General features: G+C 61.1%; 11 protein-coding genes and 3 tRNA genes. All 14 read right to left on the reverse strand.

From position 1 onward, the window contains the following. Positions 1-114: 114 nt before the first annotated feature. The 14 genes from ACYZUM_RS15595 to accD all read right to left on the reverse strand — a co-directional run bounded on the left by ACYZUM_RS15595 (position 115) and on the right by accD (position 13,915). A complete protein-coding gene (locus tag ACYZUM_RS15595; RefSeq protein WP_108183229.1) occupies positions 115-1,086 on the reverse strand; it encodes an XdhC family protein in 972 nt (323 codons plus the stop codon). Between the two features lies 1 nt (position 1,087). Then, the gene (locus ACYZUM_RS15600; RefSeq protein WP_108183230.1) at positions 1,088-2,323 is read right to left on the reverse strand and encodes a c-type cytochrome; all 1,236 of its coding nucleotides are present in this window, start codon (positions 2,321-2,323) and stop codon (positions 1,088-1,090) included. 2 nt (positions 2,324-2,325) lie between these two features. Next, a complete protein-coding gene (locus tag ACYZUM_RS15605) occupies positions 2,326-2,865 on the reverse strand; it encodes a (2Fe-2S)-binding protein (RefSeq protein WP_003226408.1) in 540 nt (179 codons plus the stop codon). After that, positions 2,858-5,689, reverse strand: a complete 2,832-nt coding sequence (locus ACYZUM_RS15610) for a xanthine dehydrogenase family protein molybdopterin-binding subunit (protein ID WP_108183231.1) — start codon at positions 5,687-5,689, stop codon at positions 2,858-2,860. The genes ACYZUM_RS15605 and ACYZUM_RS15610 overlap by 8 nt, the downstream gene beginning before the upstream one ends. Before the next feature lie 487 nt (positions 5,690-6,176). Then, positions 6,177-6,253: transfer RNA gene (locus tag ACYZUM_RS15615), tRNA-Asp, on the reverse strand. A gap of 94 nt (positions 6,254-6,347) precedes the next feature. Further along, positions 6,348-6,424: transfer RNA gene (locus ACYZUM_RS15620), tRNA-Asp, on the reverse strand. Between the two features lie 54 nt (positions 6,425-6,478). Beyond that, positions 6,479-6,554: transfer RNA gene (locus tag ACYZUM_RS15625), tRNA-Val, on the reverse strand. A 216-nt stretch (positions 6,555-6,770) separates the two neighbouring features. Beyond that, complete coding sequence (locus tag ACYZUM_RS15630; protein ID WP_041066071.1) at positions 6,771-7,547, reverse strand: SDR family oxidoreductase; 777 nt, start codon at positions 7,545-7,547, stop codon at positions 6,771-6,773. Further along, positions 7,544-8,755: an O-succinylhomoserine sulfhydrylase gene (locus tag ACYZUM_RS15635; RefSeq protein ID WP_108183232.1), complete on the reverse strand. Its 1,212-nt coding sequence runs from the start codon at positions 8,753-8,755 to the stop codon at positions 7,544-7,546. The genes ACYZUM_RS15630 and ACYZUM_RS15635 overlap by 4 nt, the downstream gene beginning before the upstream one ends. Before the next feature lie 80 nt (positions 8,756-8,835). Then, positions 8,836-10,341, reverse strand: coding sequence for an amidophosphoribosyltransferase (purF, locus tag ACYZUM_RS15640; RefSeq protein ID WP_003226416.1), 1,506 nt, complete (start codon positions 10,339-10,341; stop codon positions 8,836-8,838). A 41-nt stretch (positions 10,342-10,382) separates the two neighbouring features. Then, positions 10,383-10,943, reverse strand: a complete 561-nt coding sequence (locus ACYZUM_RS15645) for a CvpA family protein (protein WP_007961197.1) — start codon at positions 10,941-10,943, stop codon at positions 10,383-10,385. A 98-nt stretch (positions 10,944-11,041) separates the two neighbouring features. After that, on the reverse strand, positions 11,042-11,707 hold the full coding sequence (locus ACYZUM_RS15650; protein WP_041066065.1) for an SPOR domain-containing protein: 666 nt from the start codon (positions 11,705-11,707) through the stop codon (positions 11,042-11,044). Then, the gene (gene folC / locus ACYZUM_RS15655; RefSeq protein WP_108183233.1) at positions 11,691-12,998 is read right to left on the reverse strand and encodes a bifunctional tetrahydrofolate synthase/dihydrofolate synthase; all 1,308 of its coding nucleotides are present in this window, start codon (positions 12,996-12,998) and stop codon (positions 11,691-11,693) included. The genes ACYZUM_RS15650 and folC overlap by 17 nt, the downstream gene beginning before the upstream one ends. Further along, positions 12,995-13,915: an acetyl-CoA carboxylase, carboxyltransferase subunit beta gene (gene accD, locus ACYZUM_RS15660; RefSeq protein ID WP_041066058.1), complete on the reverse strand. Its 921-nt coding sequence runs from the start codon at positions 13,913-13,915 to the stop codon at positions 12,995-12,997. Before accD ends, folC begins: the two co-directional genes overlap by 4 nt. Positions 13,916-14,085: the final 170 nt, after the last annotated feature.

The following is a 14,085-nucleotide window of genomic DNA, read 5'->3' on the forward strand; positions in this document are numbered from 1 at the left end:
GGGAGCTTGCTCCCGCCGGTTCGCGCAGCGGACTCCCTTTTATCTGAAAAGAAGGCCTGCTGCGCAGTCCAGCGGGAGCAAGCTCCCTCGCCACAAATATTTGCAAAATCCAGATCAGAGCTGATCCCGGGCGATCCCGCTACGAATCCGCAAGATATCCGCCAGCACCGCCAAAGCGATCTCCGCCGGTGTCTTGCTGCCCAGGTTAAGCCCGATCGGCGCATGAATCCGCGCCAGTTCGATCTCCCCCAGCCCACCAATCCTGCGCAGGCGCTCAAAACGTTTCTGCGAGGTCTGCTGCGAGCCCATGACGCCGATGTAAAACGCTTCGGTGCGTACCGCTTCCATCATTGCCAGGTCGTCGATGCGCGGATCATGGGTCAGCGCTACCACCGCGGTATCGCTGTGACAGCCGCCATCGGCGATAAACACTGACGGCAATTGCCGACGAATCTCCACGCCATTCAGCACCACGCCTTCGAGCACTTCGTCGCGCGGATCGCAAAGAATCACTTCGAAGCCGAGACCGACCGCGAACTCGGCACAGGCCTGCGCCACGCTGGAGTAACCCGCCAGCAGCAAGCGCTGCGCGGCACCGATGCGAATCCGCACCCGGTCGATCTCGCGCTCGATGCGCGCGCCCTGCTCGCGATCCGCGAACAGACTGCGCGCACCACTGCCCAGATCGACCTCGCGAATCAGACGACGCTGGCCGAGCAACGCCGATTCAAGCTCAAGAAGATGCGCCTGCACTTCACCGTCGGCGTCAAATTTCTCTACCAATACGTCGAGAATACCGCCACAGGGCAGGCTGACCCGCGAGCGCGGATCATCACCTTCGCCGTAACGCACCACATTGACCGCATCGAGAAACGCACCTTCAGCGACGCGCGCGAGAAAGTCTTCCTCGACGCAGCCACCGGACAGCGACCCGATCCACTGGCCGCTATCGTTCACCGCCAGCAGCGAACCCGGCGCACGCGGCGCCGAGCCGTAAGTGGTCAGCACCGTACAGAGCCAAATGCGCTGCCCCGCCACCGACCACTCCAGTGCCCGCCGCACAACCTGTAGATCGAGATGCTGCATGTCAGTGCGCCTTGTGCTCGACGGCCGGAGCGTCAGCCTGCAGCTTCTGCACGTCGCTGACCGCCAGTTCAGCCGATTGACCGCCCCAGCCTTGACGCAGGTAGTTCAGCAGATCGGTCAGTTGCTCAGGCTTGAGCTTGTCGGCGAAACCCGGCATCGGCTGCATGTGTTCGAACCCGGCGAATTTCTGCTCGCCGATGCCGTCCTCGATCACCCGCAACAGATTGCGCGGATCTTCCAGACGCAGCGTGGTGTTGCCGCGCATGGCCACGGCGATGTGCGGCTTGCCTTCGCCACCGGCAGCATGGCAACCGGCGCAGACGTTCAAATATTCCTGACGGCCGCGCTGGGCGCTCGGGCTGAGCTTGTCCAGCGACACTTCAGTCAGCTCTTTCGCCGCGGGCGGCTTGTCGCCAAGCAGGAACGTCGCCATCGCCGCCAGATCCTGATCGTTCAGGCCCTGGGTGCTGTTGTGAAACACCGGGAACATCTCGTTGAACATCGTGCCCTGGGCGCTCATGCCGTGCTTGAGGAACGCGCTCAAGTCCTGCTGATTCCAGCCACGCGCCGCCAGATCGGTGGCGAGCAGGCTCGGTGCCAGATAACCGTTGAGGATGCCGCCGGTCAGGCGCTTGTCCAATTGCATCGCGCCCGGCAGACCGCGTGGCGTGTGGCATTCGCCGCAGTGACCGAGCACTTCGACCATGTACTGGCCGCGCTTCCAGGCTTCGCTTTTGCCTTCGGCAGATTCCAGCTTCAAGGCCTTGCCGTACAGCATGTTCCAGCCGATCAGACCAGGACGCACGTTGAACGGAAAACTCAGGCTGGTGACCGGCGCGGCGCGCTCGATTGGCTCGATGGTTTTCAGGTACGCATGAATCGCGTCCGAGTCTTCCCGCGGCACCAAGTGATACGAGGTGTAGGGCATCGCCGGATACAGATTGGCGCCGTCGCGACGCTTGCCTTCGGTCAGCGCAGCGAAGAATTCGTCATCGCTGTACAAGCCGATGCCGTGCTCTTTGCTCGGGGTGATGTTGGTACCGTAGATCGTGCCGAATGGCGAGACGATCGGCAGCCCGCCAGCAAACGGCGCGCCGCCCGGTGCGGTGTGGCACGCCATGCAGTCGGCCGCGCGGGCGAGGTATTCGCCACGCTTGACCTGATCATCCGCGTGAGCAAACAACACCGGCGCAGCCAGCCCGACCGCCAGGGTCAGGCGGGTCAATAGATGCTTCATGCTCAACCCTCCTTGACCAGGCCGAGATCGGTCAGCACGTTGCGCGTGGCGTTGTAGTAACGCACGTACCCGGTGCAACGGCAGATGTGGTGGCCGAGGCTGTCCTCGATGACTTTTTCCAGCTGGCTTTTGACGATCGGCTGGCGCTGCAGCTTCTCCACCAGCACCGTCGCGGCGTTGACGAAGCCCGGCGCGCAGTAGCTGCACTGGAAGGCGAATTCGTCGACGAACCGCTGCTGGATCGGGTTCAGCTCGGTGACCTGACCGCTCTCATCACGCTTGGCATGACTTTCGATGGTGCGGACTTTTTTGCCTTCGAAGTAATGCGCGCCAGTGATGCAGGTGCGCACTTCTTCGCTGGTGCCGTCCGGGTTGTCGACGATCACCACGCAGGCGTGGCAGATACCCTGGCCGCAGCCCAGGCGCGAACCGGTGAGGTTCTTGTATTCGTGCAGATAGTCGATCATCGGCAGGTCATCAGGGATGTCCACCGGGCCGACGGATTGACCATTGAGGGTCAGTTGAAGCGGACGGTTAGCCATTGAGGGCCTCCTTGATGCGCGCAGCAGTGATTGGCAGATCGCGAACACGTTTACCGATGGCGTGCGCCACCGCGTTACCGATGGCACCGACCACCGGGATCATCACCACTTCAGCGATGCCTTTGGACGGATCGCTTGGTGACAGCGGCGGCAGAATCTCCGCAGTCTGCTTCCACACCGCGACGTGACGGGCCATCGGCAGGCGATAACGGTTGAAGTTCCAGTCACCCTCCCCCGGTCCGCCTTCGTACAGCGGCATCTCTTCCATCAATGCGTGACCGATACCCATCGCGATCCCGCCTTCAAGCTGGCCCTTGACCAGTTCTTCGACCAGCACCCGACCGCACTCGACCCACGAATGGTGGTTGAGCACTTCGACTTCCGCCGAGCCTTTATTGACCTTCAGCTCGACCAGCGTCGCGACCGGGCTGTAGTAAGTCACCGCAGCGTTGTTCAACTGAACCACCGGGTAGTTGATGTTCTGGCGATCCAGCAGGTGGAAACCCGCCGTGTTCATCAGCGCCTTCTTCGCCTTCGGCGCACCATCGCCGTACTTCACCGCCAGACCGTCGAGCGGCAGACGCTCGCGCACACCGTCGATGCTGTATTCGGCCTCGGCCCAGCTCCAGCGGTTGAACGCGTGAACGGTGGCGCCGGTGACCAGACCGCGCTCGTGAGCGCGCTTGGCCAGCTCTTCAAAACTCAACGGCTGCATGCCGTTGGCAGTGAGTTTGCCGTCGACCCAATGCGCATCTTCACGACGCACCACGTAAGGGTTGGCTTGACCGCCGTAAGGGCCCTGACGCCAGATTTCCATAGCCGCCGGCCACAAGCCGTTGTTGAACAGCACGCGCGCCGCTTCACGGGTGGCGTGGCTGAAGTAGTAAGCCGAGTTGGTCGCGGACGATGCCGAGGCCAGCTTGCCAACCCAGCGCGGGTTGCGCAGCAGGTTGTCCTGCTCGGCCTGACTCATGATGTAAGGGTTGCCGCTGGTGATCAGCTGCATTTCCTGCCATTCGGTTTCGCCGGTCTTCACGTCGTGCGCCGGGCTGCCGAGGAAATCGGCAACGACCAGCGCCTGCGACGTGGACATGCCGGTGCCGATTTCGATACCGATGTGGCGCAGGGTGATGCGACCTTCAGCGGTGAATTCGATGCTGGCCATCGGCGCTTCCGAACCGGTGCCGAAGTCTTTCTGGCAAATGGCGAAACCCACGCCGTACCAGTTGTCCGGGTCGGCAGCTTCGCGCTGTTTCTTGATCGCGTCGCGGTTTTTCCAGACTTCGTGCACCGAGGCCTTGTCGAGAATTTCGTGCAGGCGCAAAGCACCCGCCGGGATCGCGCCCTGGGTGTTTTTCATCCCCGAACGCAAGGCGTTCTTGCGACGCAGATCAATCGCGTCAACGCCGAGACGATTGGCGATTTCGTCGACCATCATTTCGGTCGAGGCCATGCTTTGCAGGGTACCGTAACCGCGCATCGAACCCGCCTCAACACCTCGCGAATGGTAAGCGGTGACCTGCAGGTCATTCTGCGGCATGTAGTAGATCGACTGCGCAGCCGTAGCACCCACCGCCGCCACCGACGGGCTGTAGTTGATGCGACCGCCACCATCGACGCTCATTTCAGCGCGGAAAATCTTGAAGCTGTAGTCGTTCTTGTCCACCGCCAGTTGATAGCGGATGTCGAACGGGTGGCGCTTGATGCCGCTCTGGAACTGCTCGTAGCGGTCATTCGCCAGACGGATCGGCACACCGGCACCGTACAGCGCCGCGAGGGCCGCGTAGTAGACGAAGATGTTGTGGTCTTTGGAACCGTAACCCACGGTGTAACCCGGGTGCATGTTCAGGTTGGCCAGGCCGAAGCGCGATGGCGCGATCATTTTCGCGGTCTCGGTCGCCGCTTCCAGCGGGCACTGAGTGGCGACCACGAAATGCAGGGTCTTGGTTTTCGGGTCGTACCAGCCGTTGCCGTTGTCCGGCTCCATTGCGGCCGGTTCGATCGACGGGGTCTTGTAGCGCTCGTCGAACACCAGCCAGTTGTCTGGCGGGGTGTCGATCTGTTTTTTCATGCGATCGGCGTAGAACAGACCGCGCTCAGTCAGGTTGCCGTGCAGGTTCGGCTGGGAATTCCACACCGGCCGACGGTTCTTCAGCATCGGGAACAGGATCGAGTCTTTCAGGCTGGCGAATTCGTCTTCGTCGGCCGAGGTCGGACCGCCCACGCGCACGTAGCGGAAGCTGCCATAAGGGTCGCCTTCGTAGTACGGCACTTGTGCACCGTAACGAATCGCCTTGTCATTGAATTTGAGTTTGTTCTTGGCCTGGCGGAAACGCTCGAAATCGTTCCAGATCAGGATTGCTACCGGGTGACCGATGAACATCGGCACTTTGCCTTCCGGCAGCAAGGGGTCCGGCGCGTGCTCTTCCGGGAAGACGATGCCGTCCTTGTCCAGATCGGCGGCGGTGACGATGCGGTCAGGTTGCAAGTCGGCACCGAGCCACGACAGGTCGTAGCCAGCGTAGATACGGTCGGCCTTGATGGTTTTCAGCAGCATGGCGTGGCCCTGTTGCTCAGGCCAGCCCGGCATGTCCTTGGAGCGAATGTCGCGGGCAAATACTTTGCTGCCGCAAACTTTGGACAGCGCATCATTACGTTGACGCGCCTTGCCGTTGTTGCCGAGCCACTTCTCGGACGGCACGGTGACGCTGGTTTCCATCAAGGCAGCCAGCGCCTGGCTGCTGAGCGGCGTGAGCGTGACGCTCACACCCGCCACCAGCCCGCCCTGGAGGAACGAGCGCCGGGATATATCACGGTTGGACATGGATCATCCTCTGGGCGGTTATGTGTCCGCCCTTCTGGTTATCTACTGGGAATCTCGAGTCTTGCAGAAGCCCTTCTTGGCGAAACAAAGGGCGTGTTGACAGTGCAAAGCTGACCGAAAGGTTAACTTTAAAGGTTTCCGCGCTCGCAGCAAACAACCAGTTACAAAAATTTGACTAAAGAATCAAAAAATCAATGCGACGTGGCACCGCAGCAGATCGCAGGGCATATCGACACCCCTTGTGGGAGCGAGCCTGCTCGCGAAAGCGTTCTTCCAGCCAATACTGATTTTTAACGTGCCGACGCCTTCGCGAGCAGGCTCGCTCCCACAGGGATTTGCGCTGGATTGAGGAGGGAGGAAGAGAGGAAAGCCAAATTTCAGACACAAAAAACCCCGGTCTTTCGACCAGGGTCTTTGCTATCGATTCCGAAACAACCAGCGGTTGCTTTCGGTGTTTCAAGGCGTTCAGTGGTCCTTGAAACAGATATGGCGCAGCGGACGGGACTCGAACCCGCGACCCCCGGCGTGACAGGCCGGTATTCTAACCGACTGAACTACCGCTGCGTATCGCTTTGAGCTTGCGCTCAATTAACTCGTTTTGACTGAAAGCTTCGGTGCTTTTCAATCGCGAACCAGACAATGTCTGACTCGTAAAATATGGCGCAGCGGACGGGACTCGAACCCGCGACCCCCGGCGTGACAGGCCGGTATTCTAACCGACTGAACTACCGCTGCGCGTCGGTGGAGGCACTTTCAGCCTACCTCTTGCTTTCGCAAGTTTCTCGGGAGTGGTGGGTGATGACGGGATCGAACCGCCGACATTCTGCTTGTAAGGCAGACGCTCTCCCAGCTGAGCTAATCACCCGTTTGCATCTCCGAGGCCGCGAAATTTACGCAGGTAGCGAACCTAAGTCAATAGCAGGATTGAAGTTTTTCTGAAAAAGACGAAATTGTTTCCATCCTGCAAGACTGCATTCGCGAGCAAGCTCGCTCCCACAGGGAAATGCATTCCTCATGTGGGAGCGGGCTTGCCCGCGAAGACGTCAGTTCATTCAACGCAAATTCAGTAGAAAAAGGAGATCTACTCGCTGTAGATCATCTTTTTCGTCATGCCACCATCCACGACGAATTCCTGCCCGGTCACAAACCCGGCATTGCGCGACAACAGCCACGCAACCATCGCCGCCACATCCTCGACCGTCCCTACCCTGCCCGCCGGATGCTGCGCATGATCGGCATCGGCCAGCGGCTCAGCTCGACGCGCAGAAGGATCCCGCGCATCGATCCAGCCGGGACTGACCGCGTTGACCCGAATCTCCGGCCCAAGACTGATCGCCAACGCATGAGTCAGCGCCAACAACCCGCCCTTGCTCGCCGCATAAGCCTCGGAATCTGCCTCCGACTGCCGCGCACGGGTCGAGGCCAGATTGACGATCGAGCCGTTGTGCGCGCGCAGATACGGCGCGCAGTGCTTGGCCAGCAGCATCGGCCCGCTGAGATTCACTGCCAGCACCCGATTCCAGTACGCCAGATCCAGACTTTCCAGGGTGATGTTGTGCGGATCAGCCACCGCCGCGTTGCACACTAACGCATCGAGACGACCGAATTGCCCAAGCACTTCAGCAACACCCAATGCCACCTGACTTTCATCCGCCACGTCCATGGCGATGAACCAGGCATTCTCGCCCAGCACCTTCGCCACTTTCGAACCGCGTGCCCGATCAAGATCGGTCAGCACCACTTGCCAGCCTTCGCTGATCAGCCAGGCCGCGATGCCCAGACCGATGCCACGCGCGGCGCCGGTGACCAGCGCCACACGGCCATGGGTACCCGCCGTCGGCGTCGACAACTCGATCACAACGCCGCCAGACCGCGCGACAGGTCGGCCTGCAGGTCCGCCACGTCTTCCAGACCGACCGCAATGCGGATCAGGCTGTCACGAATCCCCGCCGCCTCACGCTCCTGCGGCGCCAGACGGCCGTGGGAGGTGGTGCTCGGATGGGTGATGGTGGTTTTGCTGTCACCAAGGTTGGCAGTGATCGAGATCAAGCGGGTGGCATCGATAAAGCGCCATGCGCCCTCTTTGCCGCCCTTGACCTCGAAACTGACTACCGCACCGAAGCCCTTCTGCTGACGCTGGGCCAGCTCGTGTTGCGGATGGCTCTTGAGCCCGGCGTAATGCACCTTCTCGATACCGTCCTGCTGCTCCAGCCACTCGGCGAGTTGCTGAGCGTTGGCGCAGTGCGCCTTCATCCGCAGGTTCAGGGTTTCCAGGCCCTTGAGGAAGATCCACGCATTGAACGGGCTCAGGGTCGGCCCGGCGGTGCGCAGGAAACCGACGACTTCTTTCATCTGTTCGCTGCGACCGGCCACCACACCGCCCATGCAACGGCCCTGGCCATCGATGAACTTGGTCGCCGAGTGCACGACGATGTCCGCACCGAGTTTCAGCGGTTGCTGCAAGGCAGGCGTGCAGAAGCAGTTGTCGACCACCAGCATCGCGCCTTTGGCGTGAGCGATTTCCGCCAGCGCGGTGATATCCACCAGCTCGGCCAACGGATTGGACGGCGACTCGACGAACAACAGCTTGGTGTTCGGCTTGATTGCCGCTTCCCAACCCGACAGATCGGCCAGCGGCACGTAATCAACTTCCACGCCGAAACGCTTGAAGTACTTTTCGAACAGGCTGATGGTCGAACCAAACACGCTGCGCGACACCAGCACGTGATCGCCGGCGCTGCACAGGCTCATCACCACCGCCATGATCGCGGCCATGCCCGTGGCAGTGGCAACCGCTTGCTCGGCGCCCTCCAGCGCAGCAATACGTTCCTCGAACGCGCGCACAGTCGGGTTGGTGTAACGCGAGTAAACGTTGCCCGGCACTTCCCCGGCAAAGCGCGCGGCCGCGTCGGCGGCGGTACGGAACACATAGCTGGAAGTGAAGAACATCGGATCACCGTGTTCGCCTTCCGGCGTACGGTGCTGACCGGCACGTACGGCCAGGGTATCGAACGCTACGCCTTCGAGGTCGCTGTCCAGCCGACCGGCATCCCATTCCTGACTCATGCTGTCACTCCTTGCCCTGTTCTGAATAAATGAAAGTCTTTTGCCAGATACAAAACCGGCCCCTCAGGGCCGGTAGAAACTCAGTTGTTGTACAGATCGATAATCGCACTGACCGCCTGGGTCTTGACCTTGGAAGCATCGTTGCGTGCCTGCTCGATCTTGTCCAGGTAAGCCTCGTCGACGTCGCCGGTGACGTACTTGCCGTCGAACACCGCGCAATCGAAGTTTTCGATCTTGATCTTGCCGCCACCGACCGCCTCGATCAAGTCAGGCAAGTCCTGATAAATCAGCCAGTCTGCGCCGATCAGATCCGCCACGTCCTGAGTCGAACGATTGTGTGCGATCAGTTCGTGAGCGCTCGGCATGTCGATGCCGTAAACGTTCGGGAAGCGTACGGCCGGGGCCGCCGAGCAGAAGTAGACGTTTTTCGCGCCGGCTTCACGGGCCATCTGGATGATCTGCTTGCAGGTGGTACCGCGCACGATCGAGTCGTCGACCAGCATCACGTTCTTGCCGCGGAATTCCAGCTCGATGGCGTTGAGCTTCTGGCGAACCGACTTCTTGCGCGCCGCCTGGCCCGGCATGATGAAGGTCCGGCCGATGTAACGGTTCTTGACGAAGCCTTCGCGGAATTTCACGCCCAGATGGTTCGCCAGCTCCAGCGCGGCGGTGCGGCTGGTGTCCGGAATCGGGATGACCACGTCGATGTCGTGCTCCGGACGCTCGCGCAGGATCTTCTCGGCGAGTTTCTCGCCCATGCGCAGACGCGCCTTGTAAACCGACACGCCGTCGATAATCGAATCCGGACGCGCCAGGTAAACGTGTTCGAAGATGCACGGGGTAAGGGACGGGTTGGTCGCGCACTGACGGGTGTGCAGCTTGCCGTCTTCAGTGATGTAGACCGCTTCGCCCGGGGCCAGGTCGCGGATCAGGGTGAAACCGAGCACGTCCAGCGACACGCTTTCGGAAGCGATCATGTACTCGACGCCTTCGTCGGTGTGACGCTGGCCAAACACGATCGGACGGATGCCGTGCGGATCACGGAAACCGACGATGCCGTAACCGGTGATCATCGCTACCACCGCGTAACCGCCGACGCAACGGTTGTGCACGTCGGTCACGGCGGCAAACACGTCTTCTTCGGTCGGCTGCAGCTTGCCGCGCTGGGCCAGCTCATGGGCGAACACGTTGAGCAGCACTTCCGAGTCGGAACTGGTGTTGACGTGACGCAGGTCGGATTCGTAGATTTCCTTGGCCAACTGTTCAACGTTGGTCAGGTTGCCGTTGTGCGCCAGGGTGATGCCGTAAGGCGAGTTGACGTAAAACGGCTGCGCTTCGGCCGAGGTCGAGCTGCCGGCGGTCGGGTAACGCACGTGGCCGATACCCATGTGGCCGACCAGGCGCTGCATGTGACGCTGCTGAAACACGTCACGCACCAGACCATTGTCCTTGCGCAAGAACAACCGGCCATCATGGCTGGTCACGATACCGGCAGCGTCCTGGCCGCGGTGCTGGAGCACGGTTAGCGCGTCATACAGCGCCTGATTGACGTTCGACTTACCGACGATACCGACGATGCCACACATGCGACGCAACCCCTACTTAATGGATCTGAACTGAACAACACTCACTGAGGCGTTTTGGCCGACGGCAAGAGTTGCTCCTTGAACGGAATATCAGCGGGTACGCTGATTCCGCTGGCAAGCCACTGACTGCTCCACCCGAGAATCAGGTTTTTGGACCAGTCGGCGACCAATAGAAACTTTGGCACGAGCTGTGATTCTTTCCACCACCCGTCCTGCTGTACCGGCCCCAGGCTCAACAGCCCGACTGCCACGACCACCAGCAACACGCCACGCGCCGCGCCGAAGGCCATGCCCAGGAATCGGTCGGTGCCAGACAACCCGGTCACGCGCACCAACTCGCCGATAAGATAATTGATCATTGCGCCCACGATCAGTGTGGCGACAAACATGATGGCACAGCCCGCGATCACGCGAGCCGATGGGGTTTCGATGTATCCGGCGAGGTACTCGGACAGTGAGCCACCGAACATCCAGGCAACCGCTCCTGCGATGATCCAGGTCACCAGCGATAATGCTTCCTTGACGAAGCCGCGGCTCAAACTGATCAAAGCGGAGATGGCGATGATTGCAACGATCGCCCAGTCAACCAGGGTAAATGGCACAGTGCAGCCTACAGACGGATAAGGCGGCGCATTTTAGCAGAGCGCACCGCTGTCGGTAAGCTGCGATTTTCAGTGCATTTCAATCGAATCGATAGATCCTAGCCGCGCTCGGGCTGAAAGCGCACGACAAAACCCTTGAGGTTCTGCTGACGGCTCAACACATCCCGCAGGCGATCAGCCTCGGCACGTTCGATCAGCGGCCCGACGAACACCCGATTCTTGCCATCGGCGGAACGGATGTAAGCGTTGTAGCCTTGGCTGCGCAGGGTTTTCTGCAGCGATTCCGCGCCCTCTCGGCTCGACAGGCTGGCCAGTTGCACCGACCAGCTGACCGACAGACCGTTCGCATCGACCCGGCTTTGCGCGGTGTCAGGTTTGGTCGCAGCCGCAGCAATCGGCTGAGCCGGTGCCGGAGCAGGTTTGGCAACGGGCGCAGGCGCAACCGGTTTGGCTGCCGGAGCCGGGGTCGGCGCGGGTGCCGGTGCAGGTGCTGCGGCAATCGGCATCGACGGCGCCGATTGCTCGGCCACTTCGTCATCGCTCGGTACCGGCTCCTGCGGCAGCGCTTGCGGCTCAGGCACGGCCACCGGCTCGAGCTGCACTTGCGGCACAGCCGGCGCTTGCGGTGCAGATGGCGCCTCGACTGTCACTTGACGTTGCTCGTCCTGGCGGGAAAACAGCATCGGCAGGAAAATCACCGCCAGTGCCACCAGCACCAGGGCGCCAACCATGCGCTGCTTGTACGCTTTATCCAGCAAAGCCATTTGCCGCTTCCTCCGTGGAGCGCCGGGCCAGCCATTCAAGGGCCTCGGCGACACAATAAAATGATCCGAACAACAGAATCTCGTCGTCACTGGTGGCCACTGCGCACTGCCCTTCCAGCGCCGCCGCGACACTGTCATAGGACGTGACGGATGCGCCAAGGTTCTGCAACCCGGCGTGCAATTCACTGGCCGGACGCGAACGCGGCGAATCCAGCGGCGCGACCGCCCAATGCTGGACACTAGCATTCAATTCGCCGACAACACCATCCAGATCCTTGTCGGCCAGCAAGCCGAACACCGCCAGACGTTTGCCCGCCGGTGGCCGACTGACCAGACGCCGCGCCAGATACTCCGCCGCGTGCGGGTTGTGTCCCACATCCAGCAGCAGGTTCAAGCGCTTGCCATTGAAGTCAAAGGAGCGACGATCCAGACGCCCGACCACGCGAGTCGCCTGCAAGGCTGCAACGATCTGCGAGGCATCCCACGGCAGACCGAGCAACAGATACGCCTGCAAGGCCAGCGCAGCGTTTTCCATCGGCAGATCGAGCAACGGCAAATCATGCAGTTCGACCTGCAGGCCTTGCGCATCGGTACCGCGCCATTGCCAATGCTGATCAGTGATACCCAGATCGAAATCACGCCCACGCAGGAAAAACGGACACGCCAATTCGCGCGCCTTGTCGAGCAGCGGTTGCGGAGGATTCAGATCACCACACAAGGCGGGTTTGCCCTGACGGAAAATCCCGGCCTTCTCGAAAGCCACGGATTCACGGGTGTTACCCAGGTATTCGGCATGATCAACGCCAATGCTGGTGACCAGCGCGACATCGGCATCTACCACATTGACCGTATCCAGACGCCCGCCCAGACCGACTTCCAGCACCACAGCGTCAAGTTTTGCCTGTTGAAACAGCCAGAACGCCGCCAGGGTGCCCATTTCGAAGTAAGTCAGGGAAGTGTCGCCACGCCCGGCCTCGACTGCAGCGAAGGCCTCGCACAGCTGTGCGTCAGTGGCTTCGACGCCATTGAGCTGCACCCGCTCGTTGTAACGCAGCAGGTGCGGAGAATTGTAGACACCTACGCTCAGGCCCTGCGCCCGTAGCAATGAAGCCACGAAAGCGCAGGTTGAACCCTTGCCGTTGGTGCCGGTGACCGTGATCACCCGAGGCGCCGGCTGGCCCAGTCCCATGCGGGACGCTACCCGTTGCGAACGCTCCAGCCCCATGTCGATGGCCGATGGATGCAACTGTTCAAGGTAGGCGAGCCACTCGCCAAGGGTACGCTCGGTCATACGTTGGCAGGCACCGGTGGAACGACGATTGGCTCGACAGGAGCGGCGACGTAGGTCGGTGTCGGCTGACCGGTCAGCTGCGCCAGCAGATTGCCCAGACGTGGACGCAGTTCACGACGATCGATGATCAGATCGATCGCGCCATGCTCCAGCAGGAACTCGCTACGCTGGAAGCCTTCCGGCAGCTTTTCACGCACGGTCTGCTCGATCACGCGCGGACCGGCGAAGCCGATCAGCGCCTTTGGCTCACCGACGATCACGTCGCCGAGCATCGCCAGACTGGCGGAAACACCGCCGTAGACCGGATCGGTCAGCACCGAGATGAACGGAATGCCTTCTTCACGCAGACGCGCCAGTACGGCCGACGTCTTGGCCATTTGCATCAGCGAGATCAGCGCTTCCTGCATGCGCGCACCACCGGAGGCGGCGAAGCAGATCATCGGGCAACGGTTTTCCAGGGCGTAGTTGGCGGCGCGCACGAAGCGCTCTCCGACGATGGCACCCATGGAACCGCCCATGAAGTTGAATTCGAACGCCGACACCACCACCGGCATGCCCAGCAAGGTGCCGCTGACGGAGATCAGCGCGTCCTTTTCGCCGGTCTGCTTCTGTGCGGCGACCAGACGGTCCTTGTACTTCTTGCCGTCGCGGAATTTCAGACGGTCAACCGGCTCCAGGTCTGCGCCCAGCTCGTTGCGACCTTCGGCATCCAGGAAGATGTCGATACGCGCCCGTGCGCCGATGCGCATGTGGTGGTTGCACTTGGGGCAAACATCCAGGGTCTTTTCCAGCTCAGGGCGATACAGCACAGCCTCGCAGGACGGGCATTTGTGCCACAGACCTTCAGGCACCGAGCTCTTCTTGACCTCCGACCGCATGATCGAAGGGATCAGTTTGTCTACCAACCAGTTGCTCATGCTTTCTTTCTCCAGTACCGGCGGCCCGAACGCTCTGGTTCGCAGCCCCGCGTATGCCCTTCAGCTAAATTCATGTGTGTGGCGATGGTTGGTGGAACGCCGCGGTCAGCGCGAAACATGACCTGCGTGCAACTCCAGAAACCCTCAGCCTCGCCTGCTTTGTGCAAGTG

The organism is Pseudomonas sp. m6p, from assembly GCF_055760375.1.

Excerpts from the sequence above, each read along its gene's own strand:
- ACYZUM_RS15635 (WP_108183232.1), bottom strand. The coding sequence starts at position 8,755 with ATGAGTCAGGAATGGGATGCCGGTCGGCTGGACAGCGACCTCGAAGGC.
- ACYZUM_RS15600 (WP_108183230.1), bottom strand. The coding sequence starts at position 2,323 with ATGAAGCATCTATTGACCCGCCTGACCCTGGCGGTCGGGCTGGCTGCG.
- folC (WP_108183233.1), bottom strand. The coding sequence starts at position 12,998 with ATGACCGAGCGTACCCTTGGCGAGTGGCTCGCCTACCTTGAACAGTTG.
- ACYZUM_RS15650 (WP_041066065.1), bottom strand. The coding sequence starts at position 11,707 with ATGGCTTTGCTGGATAAAGCGTACAAGCAGCGCATGGTTGGCGCCCTG.
- ACYZUM_RS15610 (WP_108183231.1), bottom strand. The coding sequence starts at position 5,689 with ATGTCCAACCGTGATATATCCCGGCGCTCGTTCCTCCAGGGCGGGCTG.
- accD (WP_041066058.1), bottom strand. The coding sequence starts at position 13,915 with ATGAGCAACTGGTTGGTAGACAAACTGATCCCTTCGATCATGCGGTCG.
- ACYZUM_RS15605 (WP_003226408.1), bottom strand. The coding sequence starts at position 2,865 with ATGGCTAACCGTCCGCTTCAACTGACCCTCAATGGTCAATCCGTCGGC.
- ACYZUM_RS15595 (WP_108183229.1), bottom strand. The coding sequence starts at position 1,086 with ATGCAGCATCTCGATCTACAGGTTGTGCGGCGGGCACTGGAGTGGTCG.
- purF (WP_003226416.1), bottom strand. The coding sequence starts at position 10,341 with ATGTGTGGCATCGTCGGTATCGTCGGTAAGTCGAACGTCAATCAGGCG.